Source organism: Micromonospora sp. IBHARD003, assembly GCF_056106285.1.
This window is the reverse complement of record NZ_JBWBBX010000001.1, coordinates 730176-750261: the sequence shown is the minus strand read 5'-3', so window position 1 is coordinate 750261 and position 20086 is coordinate 730176. Positions and strand designations below refer to the sequence as shown.

Genomic DNA, 20086 nt, shown 5'->3' with positions numbered 1-20086 from the left:
CGGACAGGAACTGCTCCTTGACCTGCACGGTGCGGCGGCGTTCCTTCTCCCCAATGCCGCTGATCCACTCCTGAAGTGCTCTGGGAGCGTGAAGGCCTCGGACACTGGCTCGAGGTCACCCACTGTATCGGCGAGGGCGTCGAGGCCCGAACAAGAGGATCGCTAGACGCTCGGCTCCTCCGCGTCGGGCGTCCAGTGACCCTGGGCGTCGAAGGGCCATGGGTAAGCGTGAAGGTCTCCTCTGAGGAGTTCGCGTAGAGCCTCCCGAGTGGCGGGCGGATCCGGCGGGGCGAGGAGCGGAGAAGTGAGCGGGTCGAGTGTCGCCGCGTACGCTTCGGCCCACTCGAGCCATTCTCGCTCACCTGCCGGCGTGGGGCCACACGCCCGAGCGTGGGCCTGGCACAACGCTCGGATCTCGTTGGCCTGATGCCAGGCTCGTGCCTGTTCGAGCAGAAATTGGGCCCGATGCCGCTCGATCTGTTGTTGCCGCACTCGCGCGATCACTCGGTACCACTGCCGCCGCTGCTCTGCCTCCCGGAGTTCCCGCTCGCGCTGTTGGCGTTCCGCTTCCGCCGCCCGGTCTTCGAGGTCACGCAGCAGGTGCCCCAGCCGGGATTCCAGAGTCCAGCGGGCGCCGTCGCGGTATGCATAGGAGCGCTGCCAATGGTGCTTTACCGATGCGCCGACGGCGAGGCGACCGTTGAACTCCTCGTCGTACTTGGGGAGCCGCGTCCAGGGGTTGCGCTGTTGTTTCCGGATCTCTTGAGGGGTTGGTTCGTGCGGAACCTTGGTCTTCTCCTCGGTGATCGAGAGCGGAAAGGCTCGCCCTCGGATGACCACGACCAGGCTGTGCTCGGCTTCACCGCGGTGAAGTTCGGTCCGCGTCTCCACCTGGTAGCCACGGTTCTCCGCTTCGATCAGTAGATCGTGCATGATCCGTAGGGCTCGGTCCACGAGTGTGCGCGATGTGTGCACGGGGATCACATCGGCCTTGCCTCGGGTGTCGACGACGGTCTGGGAGCGCCCCAGGGCCTTCATCGTCGCGCGGACAAGACGGTGTGGCTGTTCCAGTGTGTCTGGGACTTCGACGGTCGGCAGGGGCGGGGGTTGAGCTGCCCTCTCGCCCTCCTCGTCGACGAGAGTGAAGACGCAGTCGCCCCGCTGCCGACCCGTCCAACGGAGCTTGTGCCCTGCAGGCACGTGGCCTTGGTGGAGGGCGGCGTAGCAAGCGGCCCTCCACCGCCCTCGGGTCTTGGGGCCCGGGTCGGCCACAGTGATCTTCCCGGCGACGGATTTCAGTCGGGCGATGAGATCGGCTCCATTGCCGGGTGCGCGAGCGGCCTGGCCTGAGTCGTTCTTCAGGCGTTCCTTCTCGGCTTGCACCTCCTGCGGGTGTTTGCCGTGCTTGAGGTAATAGCGAGCGTCTGTGGTCACGGTCGCGACGTGCGCGCCGTTCCTGGTCCAGTTGCGCTTGATCAGGCCGCGCTGCTCAAGGGCCCAAGCCGTGGTCGAGCTCTGGGAGGGGACGGGCAACGCATCCGAGGAAGCTGCGACCTTGCGAAGCAGTCGGACCTGTTGCTCCGTCAACGTGTACTTCACGACTTCGCGCTCCACTCGACTCGCTATGGCTGGTCGCCAACCTACGGCGTCGAGTGCAGTCCGGCAGGTCCGTGTCCCACGGAAGCGTGGATCCCCGGGATTGGGGATGCTTCGAGGCACCCGCTGGTGTACTGAAACACCCAGGCTCGTACCACTCTGCTCAAAGGTCTCGCTCGAAGCGCAATGAACTGGGCTGGAACCTGCGGCCAAGTGCATAGCTTAGAAGGGCTGACGCTCTGGTTGCGTCCAGGGAAGTGGTGTACGGGTTCGACCTGATCCGGGGGTTTGCTCCGGCATCAGGATGGGGCCCGCATAGATGAACGGCCACCGGCTGATCTTCGAAGTGTCGAAGCCTCGAAGGAGATCAGCACGATGACCGCACCTGACAGTCTGCCCCTGCACGCCCTCACCGAGGACAACCTCGCCGCGGCGAGTCCCGATCTGCTGCGCGCGATGGTCAAGACGTTCGCCGACGCACTCATGTCCGCGGAGGCCGACGCTCTCTGCAACGCCGAATACGGCCAGGTCAGCGAGGAACGCGTCAACCACCGCAACGGCTACCGCCCACGCGAGTGGGACACGAGGGCCGGCACCGTCGAACTCGCCGTCCCCAAGCTGAGGCAGGGCAGCTACTTCCCCCACTGGCTTCTCGAACGACGCCGACGGGCCGAACAGGCCCTCATCAGCGTGGGCGCCACCGCTTACCTGCTCGGCGTCTCCACCCGCAGAGTCGAGAAGCTCGCCGAGTCCCTCGGCGTCACCCAGCTGTCGAAGTCCCAGGTCAGCGCGATGGCCAAACACCTCGACGAGCAGGTCGCCGCCTTCCGTAACCGGCCCTGGACACCGGCCCGTATGCCTTCGTCTGGGTCGATGCGCTGACCCAGAAGGTCCGCGAGGGCGGCCGCATCATCAACGTCCACGCCCTGATCGCGGTCGGCGTCAACGCCGACGGCCACCGCGAGATCCTCGGCATCGACGTCGCCACCGCCGAGGACGGCGCCGGCTGGCTCGCCTTCCTGCGCTCCCTGACCGCCCGCGGCCTGTCCGGCGTCCAGCTGGTCGTCTCCGACGCCCACACCGGCCTGGTGAACGCGATCGGCGCGGTCCTGCCCGGCGCCTCCTGGCAACGATGCCGCACGCATTACGCCCGGAACTTGCTGAGCCAGGTGCCGAAGTCCGCCCAGCCGTGGGTGGCCACGCTACTGCGGACGGTCTTCGAACAGCCCGATGCCGACGCCGTCCAGGCCCAGATGCGACATGTGCTGAACGCGCTGGAAGCCAAGTTCCCCAAAGCTGCAGCCCACTTGGACACCGCTCAGCACGACCTGCTGGCCTTCACTGCGTTCCCACGCGAGATCTGGCGGCAGATCTGGTCGAACAACCCACAGGAGCGGCTGAACAAGGAGATCCGCCGCCGCACCGACGTGGTCGGCATCTTCCCCGACCGCACCGCCCTCATCCGGCTCGTCGGCGCGGTGCTGGCCGAGCAGAACGACGAGTGGACCGAAGCCCGCCGCTACATGGGACTCGACCTGCTCGCCAAGGCCCGCCTCCACCCGATCGAGTCAGAATCCGACGACACCGTCCTCCCGACCGAACTCACCGCATAACCTCAAAACGAGATCACCGAGTGGCCGTCAATACACCACTCCAGCGGACGTGACCTACGGCAGCAGATGACGCATGACGCCTTCATATCCTCGAACCGTCACGCATGACGATAGACCTGGGCACTGACAGTGGGCAGTGGGTGGCGGAAGAGTGTTCGGCGCACCGCGCGTACAGGTGCCTTTGCGGGTGGGGTCCGGCGCCCTACGACGTGGCTCAGGCCGCACGGCGAGGCTGCAGACTTCCCGGACACCTCTGCGGTCAGCATCGGGGCGCTGTAGTCGGACAGATCGCTGGGGAACCCGTCGCGGGAGTCACGTCTTCGATGTACTGTGCGGCGGCTGGCTGGCGAGGGGGCAGAAGGGGGTGGCATCGCGTCGTCCTGGGAGACAGGAGATGTCAGGACGAGATGGTCCTCTCCCGCCGGATCCCGCACCGGTCGACTCAGCAGCCTGTTCAGTCCCGAGCCGACACGCCCGCCAATCCCCAACCGACTGCAACGAAAAAGGACCAAACGCTCAGTTAGCGTGGTGCCCAAGTTGAACATCCGCGTGGGCAGGAAACGGCTCGAGTCGCCTGGCCGCAGGTGCTGCACGCTGGGCAGATGAACTGACCGGTGCCCTGCGATGCCCAGCACGAGACTGCCAGGAAGGCGCCACCGAGACGGCCATCGAGGTCGGACTCGGGGGCTCCGGTAGCGGCGGAGCCATCCGGTTCCAGTAGAGGGAAGGTCCGTCTACAGGCCAGGCAGCGGCGGAGCTCCCATCGGGTGCGGCACGCGGAGCAGAGTGCTGCGAACAGGCCGCCATCGCGGGGCTCGAACACGGTCTGGCGCTGAGAGCCGGTCTTGGCACACACCGGGCACACTTCGAGCAGTTCGGTCTGGGCGGCTGCGTCCTTCAACGTCTTGGAAACAGTCCGCAGTCGCTGGACGTCGTGCTCCGCTGCTCGACTACTGCCGTGCCGCCCTTGGGCCGTCTTGAGCAGGACGGAGAGCCGCTCAAGCTCCCCCGAGCTTGGGGCGCGCACGACCGCCACACCGTCAGGACGGGGCTCGAGCCAGTCGCAGTTCGCCACAGTGGAACGCATGCCAGCGGGCATGGAGACGGTGAGAGGGTAGCGGCGCGCGTCGGCGCCCAAGGTGGCCCATTGGACGGCCCGCACCAGACGGCTGACGCTGAAGATGTCCAGTGGGGACAGCGGGGCAACGCCGACATGCTGCCCCGACGCATCGCCGTCGCCGTGCCCGATCCGATACGCGGCCCCGGCGACGTTGGGCTCTGCGTCCTGGCGTTCCTGGAGCAGTCCCGGATGGACGATGAGGTCGTCGCCACACTCGGTGGCCGGCCGGTCTCGGCGGACGCCTGAGATCGACGCGGCGATGGAGGCTGCGTCGGGAGCCGTGCACAGGTCGGTCGTGAGCGGAATGACGCGCAGCGCCTGGCGGTCACGCCAGTGAAGGATGAAGTCACCTGTTCGGGACCAGGTGACCGTCAACTGCTCACCGCGCATGCGGAAGCGGGTGGTCCGGCCGGGAGCAGGGGCCGGCTGATGGGCGTCCGGGATGGCCTGAAGCAGTGTGCAGGCGAGGAGCAGCAGGAGGCCGGTGAACCGTTCGAAGGCGACGCGGACCTCTTGGCGGCGCCGGGCGGTCTCGGCCTCCCCGGGGCGTACGGTGGCGATGGTGATGCAGGCCTGCCAGAGTGAGGCCACCCTGCGGTAGTGCGGGTCGCTGCTGAGTAAATTCGTGGGATGCAGTTCGCGGGGTGGTGCGGAGCGGTGGTCGACCGCGCGCGCCAACGGCGAACTCAGCATGATCTCCACTACCGCAAGCAGCGATTCCAGTGTCCGCAGGCGCGTTCCTGCGGCCGCCCGTTGCCGACCGGAGTCCTCGATGTTTCTCAGCAGCCCGGCCAGGTCCCACCGGGCCCGCCAGGAGGTCTCCTCCGAGGTCATGAGCAGACCGTGTACATCGTCCACCATCCTGCTGAGGTCCCTGAGCTGGGCGATCCGCTGCTGCAGATGCGACCGCATTACATTGAGGACAGCCACAGCGACTCGGTTCTCGTAGATGTCGACGTCCTCCTCACTGCGCCGGGCCAGCAGACGGCTGGGGCGCACGCCGGCGAGCGTGTGCGAAGCCCAGTCCTCGGGCCGGGAAGCCAGGCGCGCCGCAGCGCCGGAAGCGATCGAGCGGGCCCGGGACGTCGGCACCACCTCCTCCACTGTGCGCAGACGCGTGTACGGGCGGTGGCAGACCGCGCGCAGCGCACCGGACTCGCGCTCGAAGATGTCCTCCAGCGGCAAGGCATCTGCCTCCTCGGTGACATCGAGGATGATCGGCGGTATCGCCAGCCAGTCGCCGAGCGCGGTGGCTTCGCTGAGACGGGCCGACAGGGCCAGAAGATGGCGGACGAGGAGGGAGTCGAGTTCCGGCTCGACTGCTTCCCGCTTCATTGCCGACCACGCGAGCGGAGCTCGTCGTCCAGCAGCCGTCGCGTCGCCGCCGGTTCGTGAGCGCTGTCGAACCGCATCAGGCTTTCGACGAGGTCGGTGCGCAGTGTGTCGAGGGTGTCGGTATGGATGTCATACCGTCCCCGGACCGAGCGCAGGATGCGTGTGGCCAAAAGATGGTCCAATGCCTCACCCGGGCTGCCTCCGGCGGCGACCACGACGGGTGCGAACTGCCTGATCTGCTTCTCAAGCCGGTTGCCCCACCCGATGCGCAGTTCCTCCGCGAGGCGACCGCGCCAGTGGGTGTCGAGGAATTCGATGATGCCGTCGGCCTGCGCGCCGTAGGTGGCCTCTACCTTGTCGAAGGACTGGGTGAGACCCTGATGGCCGAGTGGTTCCGGGAATGCGGGTGCCGTCTCCGGCACGTCCGGGTGCTGCCAGGGCAGCTCCAGGACGAAGGCCCGGTCGTAGGTCTTGTCGGCGAAGCCGACGGTTGTCTCGTCGTGATTGGCGGTACCGATGAACCAGACATTGTCCGGGACAGCTATGTGCGTTCCGCCGATGATCAGGTCGGCAGGGTTTCTGACCGGTGCCGTGGTCAGTGCCAGACTGGGCCGATCCTTGATGGCCAGGGCCGACAGCACTCCGCTGAAGTACTGTTCGGGATGGGAGAGGTTCATCTCGTCGAGGACGATGAAGAAGGGCCGGTCCTTGAAAGCGGGGCACTGGGCACGGTACAGAGCCTTGGTGAACTCGGATTCGTAGAAGATCCGGTCGAAGCTGTTGTAGTAGCCCATGAGGTCCTGCGGGTCGCGCCAGCCGGCCTGGACGGGCACCACGGCGGCACTGGTGTCACTGCCGAAGGCGACGGCAAGCGCGCGGGCCAGACCGGTCTTCCCGATCCCGCTGATGCCCTGGAAAAGATGGAGACGGCTCATCGCCATGCCCGCCAGGACCAGGCGCAGGTCGGACAGACCATAGGAGAGACCGGCCTGCTGGCGGATGACCGCCTGCATCTGGTGCACTAGCTCGGGCATAGCCGGCGTACGTGTGTCGAAGGGCCGGGGCGTGCCGAACTCCCGGTCCATGTACGAGCAGGCCGGAAAAGCCTGGCCTTCCTTGCCGACCTGGGCCGTGGCTCGGAGTTTGGCCGCTTCCTCGTTGAGCAGTTGCTGCAGTTGGTCGTTGGCAGCGCGCAACCAGTTATTGTGTTCGACGTAATTCTGACGCTCGTTGACCGCGATGCGATCACGTTGGAGCGCGGACTCCAGTTCCCCGCGCTCCCGCACCAGCTCTTCGTTGTCGGCGGCGAGGCGTGTGACTCGCTGCCGCAGTTGCTCGAGCAGGAGGGCGTCGGCTTGTGGCGCGGCGGCGTTCTCCTCCAGGAGACGGGCGTTCTCAGCGCGAAGCTCGGTCAGGCGCTCGACGACCTGCTCCAGGGGCATGCCCCCCAGGGACGCCAGTGCGCCGTCGTACTCGTTGAGTCGGGCGCTCAGACGTTCGCTCCCTTCGGTGAGGACAGCAATCCTGCGCCGGCTCTCCTCCATCTGCTGAAGCAACTGGCCGGTGCGGCTTGTCACCTCATGTTCGAACCGTTCCGCACGGGTGGCCTGCTGCTCCTTGAGGGCGGCCTTGAGGTGGGCGATGTCCTCACGTTCGTCCTCCAGCCGGAGCCGGGCGGATCGCAGATCTCTCTCGCGCTGGGCGAGTTCACTCTCCCGCTGGTCCAGGGCCGTCTGCGTGTCGGCCAGGCGACGCTGCTCCTCGCTCCACCGTGCCTGTCGGTCCTGGCGTTCGGTGTCGATGGCGGCCACTGCCGTCCGGCGCTGCTCCGTCAGCCAGGCCTCCAGCTCTCGGCCTGCCTCCAGGCGGCGTTCGGTGAATGCCGCTTCAGCCGCTTGCTCGCGGTCGGACAGATCGCGTTCCTTGCGGTCGAGGAGTTCCGTGCGGGCATCCAGCGCGGCGCTCCTCTCCTGCAGAGCTGCGGCTTCCTCGGCCCGTCGGGCGGTCGCGGCAGTGAGTTCCTCCTGCTCGGCACGGAGCGCCTCCGCCTGCACCGACAACGCGTTCGCTGCGTCTGCCTGGCGCTCGGCGAGTGCACGGTACTGCTGCCAGGCCGACGCGAGGTCGGAGCTCGCGCCGTCGGACCCGGCCCCCGCCGCGACCACCACTTGGACCTCGTTCGCGACCTGCTGTATCTCCGCCAGCAGCGCCGCGGTGTCGTCGGCGCTCTTCGGGCCGATGGGGGAAGCCATCGGGGCCGGCTGACGACCATGGGCGGCCTCGGTGTGCTTAGGAGCGGGCGGCTGCCCCGGCCAGACCGTCCCCTTGCCCTTCTGACGTGGTCGTGTCTGCCTCTTCCCCATGTCGTCAGTTCACCCTCTTGCTGATTGTGGTTCGGCCGCTGCTCAGATCGAGCAAGTGGCGGGCTGCGTCGTAAGCTAGAGCTCGGATGTGCTCCAGCTCATCAGGGGCCGGGGCGCCGGTCGGTCCGTGCGTCGCGTTGTTGCGCAGGATGCGTGACCGGTCGAGATCCTCCAGAAGGGTGGGGCGCTCGCGGATGAACGCGGCGAACGGATGCTGCGCGTTCTCCCCGGCCGCCCAGACGGCTCTAATGATGTCGCCGGCCAGCCCGCCGGCCGGTCTGGAGCAGTACTTGCGCATCTCCGGCGGCACGGATGTGGCGCCCAGGCGCTGGGCGGTCAGTACAAACGTGCGCTCCCGCACCCCCGGCTCCCTGGACGGTGGGATCCGGGCGGGGAATCGTTCGTTGAGTTCGGGGAGTATGCACTCGAAGACGCGAATGGCGTTGCGTGCGGCGTTCTCCCGTTCCCGCGCAGTGTCCTTCAGCAGCGCCAGCTCGATGTCCGCGAGGTGGGTCAATACTTCCGAGTGGTTCCGGACCTCCTCGCCGAGCATACGTACCACGTCGGCGCGGGCATCCTCGGCGAGCTCCCGGTCGACCTTGCGCGCGGCGGTGGTCCGGTCGCGGCGGCCCTTTCCGAGCATGTCGTCGATCAGCCGGGCCAACTGCTCATCAGCCTCTGCACGGGCGGCCAAAAGATCTGCGAAGAAACGTCCGTCGCCCACCGCGAACGGGTCCTCCACGGTCCACATGCGCCCGGACCCGTCGTTGCCCTCGACGACGTAGCACACGACATGGGCTGGGTTCGCCGTACCGTGAAATCCGACCCGTCGGGCCGTCCCCACGGAGCCGGCCGGATCGCGGGAAGCACCGCGCAGGCCCCGCGCCGCCAGATCGTGACACTTGCAGGCTTCGAGGACATCACGTTCCGACGGACGCATCCAGGAGCCGTCGGCCGGGAGCGTCAGCGCGCTGACCTCCCGGGAGGCACCAGCAGTACCGAACTGGATGGTGACCCAGCGGCCGCGATGCGCTCGCAGGTCAGCGCGTACGGGATCGGCGACCAGGATACGAGGCAACAGCATTCCGGTGGCCGGGTCCTGGAAGACACGGACGAGCCGGGGCTCCGTCTCCGCGACTTCGCCTTCGGCCACGGTGCGCTGCCCCGCCTCGGTCAGCTGCAGCCCGTTTGCCATCAGCTGCCCCTCCACGAGCCGGGCAATCACCGTGCGGCACAGGGCAGTCTCCAGCCCGATCAACCGGGACAGGTCACCGACATCTCGGACCCCGGCGGCACACAGGCGCAGCACCACGGTCTGGAAGACGTCCAGTGTCCGGGAGTAGCCGGTCGGTGCCGTTGCCTGGTGAACCCACACGGGCAGCAGAACAGGCCGGTACCGTTGGCGGGGCGGGAGAGCCAGCTGGAAGACAGGGGTCTCACGGTCGAACGACACGGCCGTCCACTCCCTTCTGGCACAGCGTCAGGAACGCGGCAAGAGGCTTGACCGCCTCCGGACTGCCGGGGCCGAACATGTAGTCGTCGCCCACCACGGCCAGCACCCGCTGCTGGCGGCTCATCGCCACGCACAGCCGGTTGGCGACGGTCAGGTGCCCGTAAGCGCGCTTGGCGTCGGTCCGTGCGGCTGGTGCACAGCTGCGCACAGTGGACAGATAGGTGACCGAGAACTCCATGCCCTGGAAGGCATCGACGGTGCCGACCCGCAATCGGTCGAGCGGTGTGCCGTCCTCATCACGGCTGAGCCGGGGCACGGGGCGCCACCCGCCCGCATCGGTGAACTCGGCGAGCCCGGCCTTCTTCAGCTCTTTCCATACCTCGGTGACCTGTGCGGCGTAGAACGAGATGACGCCGAAGGTCATCCTCGGGTTCCGCTCGATCAGCGCGGCTATCTCCGCGGCGATGACGACGGCTTCGGCGTGACGGGCACGGCTCGTTCCCCGTTGGGTCTCACCGCCGGCGGACTGCGGCACGGGAAGCCATACTGCGGGAAATTCACCGTACCGTTCGATCCCGTGGGTGAAGTCACTCGCCTCACGGCCGTTGCGCAATTGTCCCTTGTAGAAGTTGTCGCTGACGAAGTTGCCGAGTACCGGATGCATGCGGAACTGGGTGTCGAGGCGGACGAACCGGGAGTGCCCGTCGGATGAGCCGTGCTCCCACTGACGGGCCAGTCGTTGGAACAGACTCTCCTGCAGCCGGTCACGGACGTCGTCGCCGAGCGAACTCAGCTCGCGCTCCACGTCGGGTTCCAGCATGTGGGGAAGCTGGGCGTGGTCACCGACCAGCACGATCCGGCGGCGGGCCTGGGCGAGGGGGATGAGGAGATCCAGCGGGTTGGCCCGCGCTGCCTCGTCGACGACGACCGACTCGAACGCTCCATCCCGACGGCCGACATCGACCATGGCTTTGGAAACGGCCTGCTGGCAGGTCGAGGCCAGCGAGACGGTATAGGCGCGGAGTGTGTCGTCGACACCTTCTGGATCGCTGCGCAGATCATCCCGGTAGTCCAGCAGCGCCCCGGCTATGGCGTCGGGCGACCGGGTCACCGCTTCCGCGAGCTGTATTGCGAGCCGGTCGAGGAGGTCGACGATCGCGGGATCGGCCACGGTGACCTCTGGAAGTCGGATGCGCGCGGTGAGACGGTCGACCAGGGCGTCGCGCAACGCGGTAAGCGCGTTGAGCAGTTCGGTATGTGGTGTGGTGGCGCCGATCGCTGCGCGCAGGGGTTCCTGGTACGAGATGCCGTCGAACAGCGGACTGTCGGCGAGTTCTAGCCGTGTCAACAGCGCCCGGGCTGTGCGGGGCCCGTCATCGTGGAATCCGGTTACGGTGCAGCGCAGCGACCGGATGTAAGGCAGCAGATCCGCGCGCACGTCGGAGTCGGCCATGGCGGCGGCTCGCATGCGTTGCTGTTCGGCCCGGTCCCTGTGACTGCGGAGTTCACCGAACAGGGACGGTTCGGCGATGTCCCCGACCTGGGTGAGCACCTGGTCCAGGAAGCGCGGCAGGAACTCGGGCGGGACCGGTGCCGCCCGATAGGTGGCGGCCAGCTCGGCGGCGGCTCGCCGAGCGGCCAGATGAGGCCCTGCCGGGCGCTCACGCAACCGCAGGTCGGCAGCGCGGGCTGCCTCGATACGCCAGGTATCCAGTGCCACTTTGCTGCCCCGGCCGCGGGAATCCACCTTGAGCGGTGGAAGCCCGAAGACCCAGCCACGAGTGACGAGGTGGTCCACTGCCGCATGCTGGAAACTCGTCAACAGGGTGCTCCCGGCCACATCTCCCCCTAGGGCGAGGTCGCCCAGCTGGTTGACCAGAGCAGCGATTACCTGAGTCTTGCCGGTGCCCGGTGGTCCTTGGATGATCGCGATGTCTGGAGTGTTGAGGGCGGTGAGCACCGCCTCCCGCTGGGCCGGTGTCGGTCCGTGAGGAGCGAAGCAGCTGAGTGCGGAAGGGGAGAGCTTTGTGATCCGCTGTCGTGCCGGCTGCGGCCAGGCACCTCCCTCCAGCAGAGTCGGTAGCGCAGGAATGTGCGTTCCGTCGGTGCGCAGCTGCTGCATGGCCTTTTCGCGCCGGTCGAGCCGACGCTGATCACCGCGGTGCGCCAGGTAGAGCCACCCTTGAGGGGGCGGGTCCTGTTGGTTGTTGAGGGTCGCAGTGAGCCTCAGGACCTCGGTGACACTGTCGTATCCGAGCGGTTCACCGACCCAGGCCTTCACCTTCTGCGCGCGGGATGCTACGAGCCACTCCCGGTCGGTCATCGCGGTGTCCGTCACGGAGGCCGGAAGTCTCTCAGCAGCCTCGAGCTCGACGCGTTCGGCCGCAGCTGTGTTCTCTAACACGGCTCGGGTACGGGGCAGGGCCCGGCTGAGGTCCACAGTGAACGCGCAGCGGCCGTCGGACTCGACCTTGACGTCGGTGTAGCGGATGGTTCCGAAGTCACGGAGGCGTCTCCTGATGTGGCGCGCCTCCAGCTCCTGGTACCTGTCCCACATGGCCAGGTAGCCGTTCTGGCTGGCCACCAGGTCGAGGCCCTGCTGTATCCTCTCGCGGTCCCGCTGCCTGGCGGTCATGTCGCGGAACTCGATGGACCCGACGGCCAGTGCCTTCTGAACGGTGCCGTGCCGATCGTGGACCGAGCTGAGCAAACGGACGATGCGGTAGCCGGCACTGTGTTTCTCGACATCAGCCATGAGCCCTGGTCCGTGCACCCGGAAGCCGGCTGCGAAGCTTCCGGCCGGTCCGGCCGAGACCACCATGCGCCTTGCGCCCGCTGGAGCCCCGGGACGGGGCTCCAGGAGGAGTTCGCGTGCCATGAACTCCATGAGTGAACCGACATTGACGTTGTCCGTGCGGTCCGCGTACTTGGTGGCGTCCTCCAGCACGGCGTCATCGACATCGAGGAGCAGTCCGGTGGTGAGCGGTACCGCGAGTCCTGCGGCAGGGGCGTAGATGTGAACCCGCAGGGTGAAAGGACTATCGGCCGCCGACGAGGGCTGATGCGGGTTTCCGGTACGGCGTCGAGGCGACGGGACGGGCGTGGGCGGCTGCGGGCGGACCGGATGTGCGGTGACTGTCACACAAGTGGTCCCGGCCGCCTGGACTCGATCGAGCTTCCGCTCGTCCTCCGGAGTCGCTGGCTTGATCCCGAACGTAGCGGAATCGGTGACCAGGTCCAGTTGGCCTGTGGGCCGGTGATAGAGGCGGACTTCGCTGCCGTCGGGGATAGCCTGGTCGGTGAACCCCTGTGGTACTCGATGCCAGAGGAAGGACACGAGCACGGGTTCGCCCGGCATACGGGCCGGCATGGCCGGCTGTTTGGGGCGCGCGCTCATCCGCTCGCCTCCAGCGCCATCAGACGTAACCAGCGATGGATCACACCTTGCCTGCCGAAGTGAAGTGTCCAGGAACGGCCGTCGACCGGCACAGTTGCCTGGCTTCCCTGGCCGATCTCACGCCACGGCCGACCGTCCTGGTGGTCGAGCCAGAGACTGTTGCGCGAGAGGTTCGACACAGTCACGTCCCGGCCCTGGCACCGCAACTGCGCGACCACCGCATCGAGCCGGTCCGGAGCAGGAGAGGTGTGACGGGCGGTCAGTGTCGTCTCGCTATCGGGGCGCAGTACGGTGAAGTCGGGCAGAGGCACCTCCGCTAGCTCTACAAGGGGAGGGTCGTCATCATTCCCTGACCGGTCTCCTGGCTCGGTACCGACCGGGCCGGTCAGTCCGTGGCGCAGCAGCCAGACCCGGTCTCGGGGCTTTCCGCAGGCCAGGCAGGAGGAGGCGGCGGCACGGTAGCTCCAGCGACACTCCGGGCACTCGACTGTCTGTCCCGCTGCGGAGTGCAGTGCCGCGGCCCACCGGGCAGCCGACGGCCGGACCAAAGGATCGGTCACGGCGTCCACGAAGCACCGGGTGGCAAGGCCCCACAGCTGACCGGACAATACCTCTTCCCGCGGCGTGATGCCCAAGGTGCACTCGTTGGTGCGGTCAGTGGGATGGTCGATCCAGGGGAGGCGGAAGTAGTCCGCGTACTCCTGTTGGTAGGCGGGATCGGAGTCCAGAACCTCGTCGCCCCGGAACGGGTGGCTTGTCGTGAGGGTCTCGAAGATCAGGACGGCGAGTGCGTGCGCGTCGGCCAGCGTCGTGGCACCACTGCGCCCCGACACGATTTCTGGTGCCCCGTATCCCGGGGTGTGCACCGGCGCAGATGCGACGGCCGAGACAAGACCGAGATTGTCCACGTCGATAAGGCGGATCTCCTGCTGCTCGGGAGCTACGGAGACCAGCACGTTCGAGGGCGACAGGTCCTGGTACACGATGGCGCGTGAGTGAAGCCGGGCGACGGCATCCGCGAGTTTGGCGAGCAGCCGCAGTCGGCGTTCCAGGCCGCCGGTGCGCAGGTACCAGGCCGCGAGGTCTTCCTCGTCGGGCACACACAAGGTGTCCAGCGGGACCATCTCGTCGGCGAGTTCCATCACATAACCGAGCTTCGGCGGAGCGAGCAGGGCGAGGACGCCGGCCAACGGAACGCCGTCCAGCGGCAGGCGTTGGATGCGGCGCAGCCGAGTGTGAACGGCTTCCGCTGCTTCCTGAGTCGGAGCAGTGATCATCTTGATGGCGGTACGTCCGCCACGGGCCAGCCACACCTCGCCCTGCCCACCGGCACCTATCGAGTGGGACAGCGGCCACAGCTGGTGGTACTCGTCCTCGATGGGCCGCAGCAGACCGCCGAGATCCCAGCGCGATGCCACGGGTGCTTCCTCTCGCTGCGTTCTTCGACAGGTTCAGGCGCCGAAGTCGGACAGATCGTCGGGGCGCAATACCGGTGCCCGGTCCGGACGAGTACTTCGGGCCTGTTGAGTGACGGTGACCGTGACCCAGCGGAAGTACTGCTGAATACGTCCGACGTCATGTGCCTCGAACACGCCGTTGGCCTCGTCGCTGACGAAGCGACGCAGTACGGCCTTCGCTTGTTCAGTCATGTCGGGACCGATGGCGACAGCCAGCCGGTTGGCTCGAGAACCCTTGGGGGAGTCAAGCAAACGGTCGAGGGCATCTTCCCACTCGTCAGTGGGCATTCCGTCGGAGACGAGAACGAGAGTGGGAGAGAAGGAGCGGGCCGGGACGGCTGACTCGTCGCGCAGCACCTCGTCGGCGAGCCCGAGAGCCGCGCCGAGCGGGGTGCCTCCCTGGGCTTCCATGTCGATCCAGGAAGCCTCGGCCGCGGGCACCATGTCTTGATGCAATTCGGCCCGGTTCTGGCTGAAGGCGATCACGCCGACGTGGATGGCGCCTCGCCCGACATCGGCGGTAGCGAAATCGTCGAGCATGTGGCGGATGCACTCATTGAGTACATCAATCTTCTCTCGGGGTTCCCCCATGCTTCCGCTCACGTCCGCCAGTACAAGCACCGGCAACGGACGAGCCTTCGCGGCCATGAAACGCGGCGCGGCACCCACGATGTCCCCCCATCGCTCTCACCGCACCAAGGGCTGCACATCATACGCCTAGTTGCGGCAAGGCCATTCCTAACGCTGAAGCAGACAAGATACTACGAATCATGCTTGAGGGTGATCAGACGTAACAACAGATCTGTGAGGGAGGACGCCCACGAGATATGTGGTGAATCTTGCATATGGCTGCATATGGTTTCTCCGGGCCGATATGTCTCTGAGTGCTAAGCGTGCCCTATGTGTGGCGGTGCTGAGGATAGAAGTCATTGCAGCCGTGGTCTCCGCACTCGAAGCAGCATGAGCACGGACAGAGCCGGTTGTTCAGGCGAGCCGAGGCCGCCTGGCGTCTCATGCGGCGTGAGCCGCTCTTGCGCTACCACACCCGTATCGTCACTGGCCGACTCCGACCGCCGAGTTGAACCCATACGCGGCGCTGGCTGGGTTGCCTGTGCGCGATGGTTCTACCAAGGCCCAGGCGCTTGGCAATGACGGTTAGCACGGTGGGTGGAAGCTGGAACATGCGCGTGCTACGTAGGTCAGCAGCGGCGGCTTCCCGGAGGAGCAAGGATCGGAGCAGCCTCTCTTTGTTGCGCGAGCTACTCTCAGGTTGATGCCCCTATGGATGTCAAGCAGCGACTGCGGCGGGTCCTGTCTGGTCAGCCAGAGGGTTCGCTGGGACAAGGCGTCGGTAGATTTCTCGTGCGACGTAGCGTTTGAGGCAGCGGATGATCTCGCGCCGTGTCTTGCCCTCAGTCAGACGTCGTTGCAGGTAGTCGCGGGTGCGCTCGTCCCAGCGCAGACGACTGAGGACGATCCGGTAGAGGGCGGCGTTCGCCTGGCGGTCACCGCCCCGGTTCAGCCTCCGCCGTTGTGTCTTCCCGGAGGATGCCTCGACTGGGCTGGTGCCGCATAAGGCGGCGAAGGACGCCTCGCTGACGAGTCGCTCCGGGTTGTCGCCGGCCGAGATGAGCAGGGCGGCGGCGCTGTCCGGGCCGACGCCGCGGACTTCCAGCAGTCCTGGCGTACTGGCTTCGACGGCCTCGGCTATCCGCTTGTTGAGGTCGTCGACCTCTTCGGTCAGGTGGTGGATGCGGCGGGCCAGCAGCCTCAAGGTGTAACGGGCGGCCCCGGCCGGCCCGCTCGCGTGCTGGGTGTCGAGGTCGGCGCACCGGTTGAACAGGTGCGGGTTGCTCAGCCCGGCCAGCGACTCGCGGAGAGCGGAGTCAGCTGAGACCAGGACGCTCTTGAGCTGGTTGATCGTCTGGGTCCTGGACTTGATCGCGGACCCCTTCGCCAGCTTGAACAGCCGGAGCATCTCGACTGGACCCTCGCCAGTCTTCGCCGCCGCGGTGGCACGTCCGGTCAGCACGGCGCGGGCGGCGGCCTCTGCGTCGATGGCGTCGGTCTTGCCGTGCCAGCGCCGGGCGGCCTTGTCAGGCTGGTTGACCTCGGTCACCTCGATGCCCTCGGCGCGCAGGTGACGGGTCAGGGCGGCCTCCGTAAGAGCCGGTGCACTCGACGCCGGCCCGCCGCAGCACACCGAATGATCGTGCCCAGTGAATGAGTTGTCGATAGCCATCTGCGGTCGCGGGGAAACTGCGGCCGTCCAGGGCGGCGCCAAGCACAGTGATGACGGCTGCGGCGTGGACGTCCTTGTGAGTGTCCACGCCGAGCAGAACGCCCTCGACGTCCGCCGGAACGTGACATGGGGCGGTGGACTGCGTGATGCTGGTCAAGGTCGCCTGCCTCATGATCGCCTCGGGAACCGGTGGCCGTCGCCGGGCCGGGGGCGGTCAAGACTGTGACGGTGCCTGTCGCTAAGGCCCCTATCGGGACACGTCCCCTGCCCGGCGGCAGCGAGTTGCCGCCCCGAGCAGTGGCCGACAGATCAAACTCAAGGCACCAGGGCCAGTCGTATCGCGAGTCAGGCCACCGCCGGAGCGGCACCCGAGCATCCTCACAGTCCTAACGGAGGTTGGCGGATACGAACAGGGACAACCCCCACCGCCAGGTGCGGTTGAGCTTCCTGGGCTGACCGGGGCGCGGCTCGCCCGGGCGTCCTTCGGCGGTGAACCATCCGCGGGCGCGGTCCGTAGGTCGCCGTTGACCCGTCCGTGGAGCCCCCGGGGACCTGACCGAGGTAGTCGTATGAACCTGTCCGTGGCCCTGGCCGTCGTGCTCGGCCTGGCCCTGGTGGCCGCAGTGGTCGCCCTGATCGTCACCGAACGGGGGAACAAGCCCGCCCCACCCCGGCCGGCTGTGGACCTCACCGGGCGGGACGCGCTGGACACCGTCGATCTGGCCCTGCGACAGCTGTCGGCGTCGTGCGTGCGGGAAGGCCGCGCGCTGCCGGACGTGTACGCGGTCGTGCACTCGGGGGACCGCCTCACCGTGCGCCTCGCGGGCGCCGACCCGCTGGCGCCGCGGCCATGGGCCGCGGACGGGCCCGGTGAGAACTGGAGCGTGCGGAAGGAACTCCTCAGCGAGACGGCGGCCGGGGAAGCGGGCGCACCGGAACAGCCGTACTCCCTGACCGTCACGATCGGCATGGACAACGGCGAGCGGGTGCTGGTCGATCTCTCCCGGGCATCGGCGGCCATCGCACTGAGCGGTACGCGCGGTCAAGTCCGCGAGCTCGCCAGGGCGTTCGTCGGCGAGCTGATCACGGGGCCGGTGGGTGGGCGTGCCGAAGTAACGCTGGTGGGCGGGGTAGCGACCCCTGACATGATCGCCGGCCTTTCTTCGGCCCGTCTGCACACCGTCGCGACACTGGGGGAGGCGCTGGCCAGGAGAGCGGACGGGGCGGGGGCGGATTCCCCGTCCGGCTCGGTGGCTTCGGTCACCCAGGTCTTCCGGCTCATCGAAGGCAACAACCCCGGGACGCTGCAGGGGTGTGCTCCTCGACTGTACGTGCTGGACGAAGCCCAGTTCGCCGACGAGAAGGCTGCCGTGGCGGGCCTCGACCCGCAGGACGCGCTACTCGTGCTCGGCGATGTGGCGGACTCCGGCTGGCACTTCAGGGTCGACGACGACGGTTCGCTCGATACCGGGCCCCTGGACCTGCGGATCGACGTTCACGCCGGGCGTCTTACCTGATGCGAGCCGCTTCTGGGCGGCCGGTTCGTCAGGCCGCCGCCCGCAAGCCGCGATCGTGCAGCGCGTCGCGCAGTGCCCGCGTGGCGTAGAAGGTACGCGACTTGACGGTGCCGGGCGGCACGCCGAGGACGTGTGCCGTCTGCTTGACGCTCCGGCCCATGTAGTGCACGTGCAGAAGCACTTCGCGCTGGAAGGGCGGGAGGTCCTTGAGGGCCTCGACCACGACCTGAGTGGTCAGCGCGTGGTCGACGCCGTCGGACACGGTCACCAGCGCCATGTCCGGTTCGTCGGACTCCGGCGGGCGCGACTGCTGGGCGCGGTAGCCGTCGATGACGAGATTCCTCACGACGGTGAACAGCCAGGGCCGCAGGGACTCGACGGTGGAATCCAGACGGGCCGCGTGATGCCACGCGCGGATCGCCACCTCCTGCAGGATGTCCTCGGCCCGGTGCCAGTCACCCCCCAGCAGTCGTGCGGCGAAGCGCAGCAGCACGGAGCCGTGCTGCTCGTACAGATCTCTGAGGAATCTGTCGGCCGGCTCCCCGCACTCGACTTTCTCCGCGGGTTCGGCGGACAGCTCTGTGTACGGCAAAAAGGGTTCCCTCCTCGGTCGTGCTGAACGCGCGGCGAATTCGTGTGCGCGCGTGTACGGCTCGTGATCGAGCCGACATGGAGGTCTCCCCACCTGTCTCATATCGGCGGGCTGTGCCTGATCGAGCCGTCGCTAATTTTCTACCGGCATTCGAGGGAATTCGTGCCTCCGATACAGCCCGAAAGGCCGACCGAATGTGTCTGGTTTCCGTATGTAAACACGCTGACCGGGGTGGTTCGTTGGGTCCGGTTGTCTGCAGTTCTGCCCGTTCGATGGTGAACGCGTGCCCGTTTCACCTCCGCTTGCAACCGTTTCCCGCCGATCGAGCCTGACTCTGGCGTAAAACGAAGGGGCGGCCGGGCGAGGGGGAAGGACCCGCCGGCCGCCCCAACAGGCCGCGTGACCGTGGGCGTTATGCCCCGCTCGGTTCACGGGCCGCCAGGGAGGAGGCCTCGTCGGCGCTCAACGCCCGGTCGAATAGGTGCACATCAGTGATCGCGCCGCTCCAGAAGTGGGCAGGCTTGCGATCGACCTTGGCTCGTCCGATCAACAACGACCCCGTCGGTGACTGGGCGTTGACCGCGTGATCGGTGCCGGCCAGGACCCCGTTCACGTAGATGCTCAGCGTGCCCGTCTGCTGGGTGTAGGTGCCGACAAGGTGGTACCAGTGGCCGAGTTCGGGCTTGGGGGAGCTTGTCGCCACGGCGCGGGCGCTCTCGAAGCCGAAGGCGAAGCGTGCGTCGTCCTCGGAGTACTGCAGGCAGAAGACACTGGCGGCGTCGCCGTCGATGGAGACGGCGGTGCGAAAGCCCTTGGCGTCCAGACGGACCCGGGCGGTCACGGAGTAGTCATCGGTGTCCGTGTCGAGCACGGGCTCGCCCGCGTCCGCGTAACCACTGCTGCCGTCCAGTAGGAGTGCACCCCCGTTCGGGCCCGGGGTCCAGCCCGCCCCGCCCATGAGCGTCGCCCGCCGTCCGCCGGTGACGTCCCTGATCACGGCGCCGCTCTTCTCGTGCGCAGGCCACCAGGCCACACCCCGCAGCTGGGCGGTCGCCGAGGAGGTGGCACCCGCTGGCGCGGGCGCCGTGCCGACGGATGTGCCGGAGGCTCCGTCACGGACGATGTCGGCGATGACGAAGGTCAGGGCGGCGCTGAGCCCGGCGATCAGCGCGATGAGTGACCATCTGCGCGTCATGAGTCCCTCCCAGGGTTTCAGCGAGTGCCCTGGGGTCGACGGATGAGACGGCGGAATGGTTCATCGCGGGCCCGGTGGGGTGGGTCACTCTTGACGGGCCGGAGGCCCGAATCGTCCCTTTGGCTGCCCGAATGGCCCGCTTCGAGGTTTGGAACTGCCGCGCAGTGTGCCGGAGTCCGGCCCCGAATGTCGTATGGTGCACTTCA

11 protein-coding genes and 1 pseudogene are annotated in these 20086 nt (G+C 67.4%); 2 read left to right on the top strand and 10 right to left on the bottom strand.

The window, feature by feature from the left end; translation table 11 throughout:
- Positions 1–162 precede the first annotated feature (162 nt).
- The gene (locus ACTWOL_RS03090) at positions 163–1614 is read right to left on the bottom strand and encodes a hypothetical protein (protein ID WP_474294038.1); all 1452 of its coding nucleotides are present in this window, start codon (positions 1612–1614) and stop codon (positions 163–165) included.
- A 357-nt stretch (positions 1615–1971) separates the two neighbouring features.
- Here ACTWOL_RS03090 and ACTWOL_RS03085 point away from each other — a divergent pair.
- Positions 1972–3209: pseudogene (locus ACTWOL_RS03085) on the top strand (IS256 family transposase).
- 520 nt (positions 3210–3729) lie between these two features.
- Here ACTWOL_RS03085 and ACTWOL_RS03080 read toward each other — a convergent pair.
- From ACTWOL_RS03080 to ACTWOL_RS03050, 7 genes are all read right to left on the bottom strand, one after another.
- Complete coding sequence (locus ACTWOL_RS03080) at positions 3730–5664, bottom strand: DUF2357 domain-containing protein (protein ID WP_474294036.1); 1935 nt, start codon at positions 5662–5664, stop codon at positions 3730–3732.
- Positions 5661–7916 (bottom strand): hypothetical protein, encoded by a 2256-nt coding sequence (locus ACTWOL_RS03075; RefSeq protein ID WP_474294035.1) that lies wholly within the window; start codon positions 7914–7916, stop codon positions 5661–5663. Before ACTWOL_RS03075 ends, ACTWOL_RS03080 begins: the two co-directional genes overlap by 4 nt.
- Positions 7917–8031: 115 nt before the next feature.
- Positions 8032–9285 carry a hypothetical protein gene (locus tag ACTWOL_RS03070; RefSeq protein WP_474294033.1) on the bottom strand — a complete coding sequence of 418 codons (1254 nt, stop codon included), beginning with the start codon at positions 9283–9285 and terminating at the stop codon, positions 8032–8034.
- A 178-nt stretch (positions 9286–9463) separates the two neighbouring features.
- The gene (locus tag ACTWOL_RS03065; protein ID WP_474294031.1) at positions 9464–12877 is read right to left on the bottom strand and encodes a DEAD/DEAH box helicase; all 3414 of its coding nucleotides are present in this window, start codon (positions 12875–12877) and stop codon (positions 9464–9466) included.
- Positions 12874–14295 (bottom strand): protein kinase domain-containing protein, encoded by a 1422-nt coding sequence (locus ACTWOL_RS03060; protein WP_474294029.1) that lies wholly within the window; start codon positions 14293–14295, stop codon positions 12874–12876. The genes ACTWOL_RS03065 and ACTWOL_RS03060 overlap by 4 nt, the downstream gene beginning before the upstream one ends.
- 33 nt (positions 14296–14328) lie before the next feature.
- Complete coding sequence (locus ACTWOL_RS03055; RefSeq protein ID WP_474294027.1) at positions 14329–15003, bottom strand: vWA domain-containing protein; 675 nt, start codon at positions 15001–15003, stop codon at positions 14329–14331.
- Between the two features lie 619 nt (positions 15004–15622).
- On the bottom strand, positions 15623–16537 hold the full coding sequence (locus ACTWOL_RS03050) for a transposase (protein ID WP_474294025.1): 915 nt from the start codon (positions 16535–16537) through the stop codon (positions 15623–15625).
- Positions 16538–17145: 608 nt separating this feature from the next.
- Here ACTWOL_RS03050 and ACTWOL_RS03045 point away from each other — a divergent pair.
- The gene (locus ACTWOL_RS03045; protein WP_474294023.1) at positions 17146–18093 is read left to right on the top strand and encodes a hypothetical protein; all 948 of its coding nucleotides are present in this window, start codon (positions 17146–17148) and stop codon (positions 18091–18093) included.
- Between the two features lie 28 nt (positions 18094–18121).
- On the opposite strand, the gene ACTWOL_RS03040 is transcribed toward ACTWOL_RS03045, so the two are convergent.
- Together ACTWOL_RS03040 and ACTWOL_RS03035 are read right to left on the bottom strand one after the other, a co-directional pair.
- On the bottom strand, positions 18122–18685 hold the full coding sequence (locus tag ACTWOL_RS03040; RefSeq protein ID WP_474294021.1) for a sigma-70 family RNA polymerase sigma factor: 564 nt from the start codon (positions 18683–18685) through the stop codon (positions 18122–18124).
- Between the two features lie 412 nt (positions 18686–19097).
- On the bottom strand, positions 19098–19880 hold the full coding sequence (locus ACTWOL_RS03035) for a LamG domain-containing protein (RefSeq protein WP_474294019.1): 783 nt from the start codon (positions 19878–19880) through the stop codon (positions 19098–19100).
- Positions 19881–20086 lie beyond the last annotated feature (206 nt).

Excerpts from the sequence above, each read along its gene's own strand:
- ACTWOL_RS03080 (WP_474294036.1), bottom strand. The coding sequence starts at position 5,664 with ATGAAGCGGGAAGCAGTCGAGCCGGAACTCGACTCCCTCCTCGTCCGC.
- ACTWOL_RS03075 (WP_474294035.1), bottom strand. The coding sequence starts at position 7,916 with ATGGCTTCCCCCATCGGCCCGAAGAGCGCCGACGACACCGCGGCGCTG.
- ACTWOL_RS03065 (WP_474294031.1), bottom strand. The coding sequence starts at position 12,877 with ATGAGCGCGCGCCCCAAACAGCCGGCCATGCCGGCCCGTATGCCGGGC.
- ACTWOL_RS03045 (WP_474294023.1), top strand. The coding sequence starts at position 17,146 with ATGAACCTGTCCGTGGCCCTGGCCGTCGTGCTCGGCCTGGCCCTGGTG.
- ACTWOL_RS03035 (WP_474294019.1), bottom strand. The coding sequence starts at position 19,880 with ATGACGCGCAGATGGTCACTCATCGCGCTGATCGCCGGGCTCAGCGCC.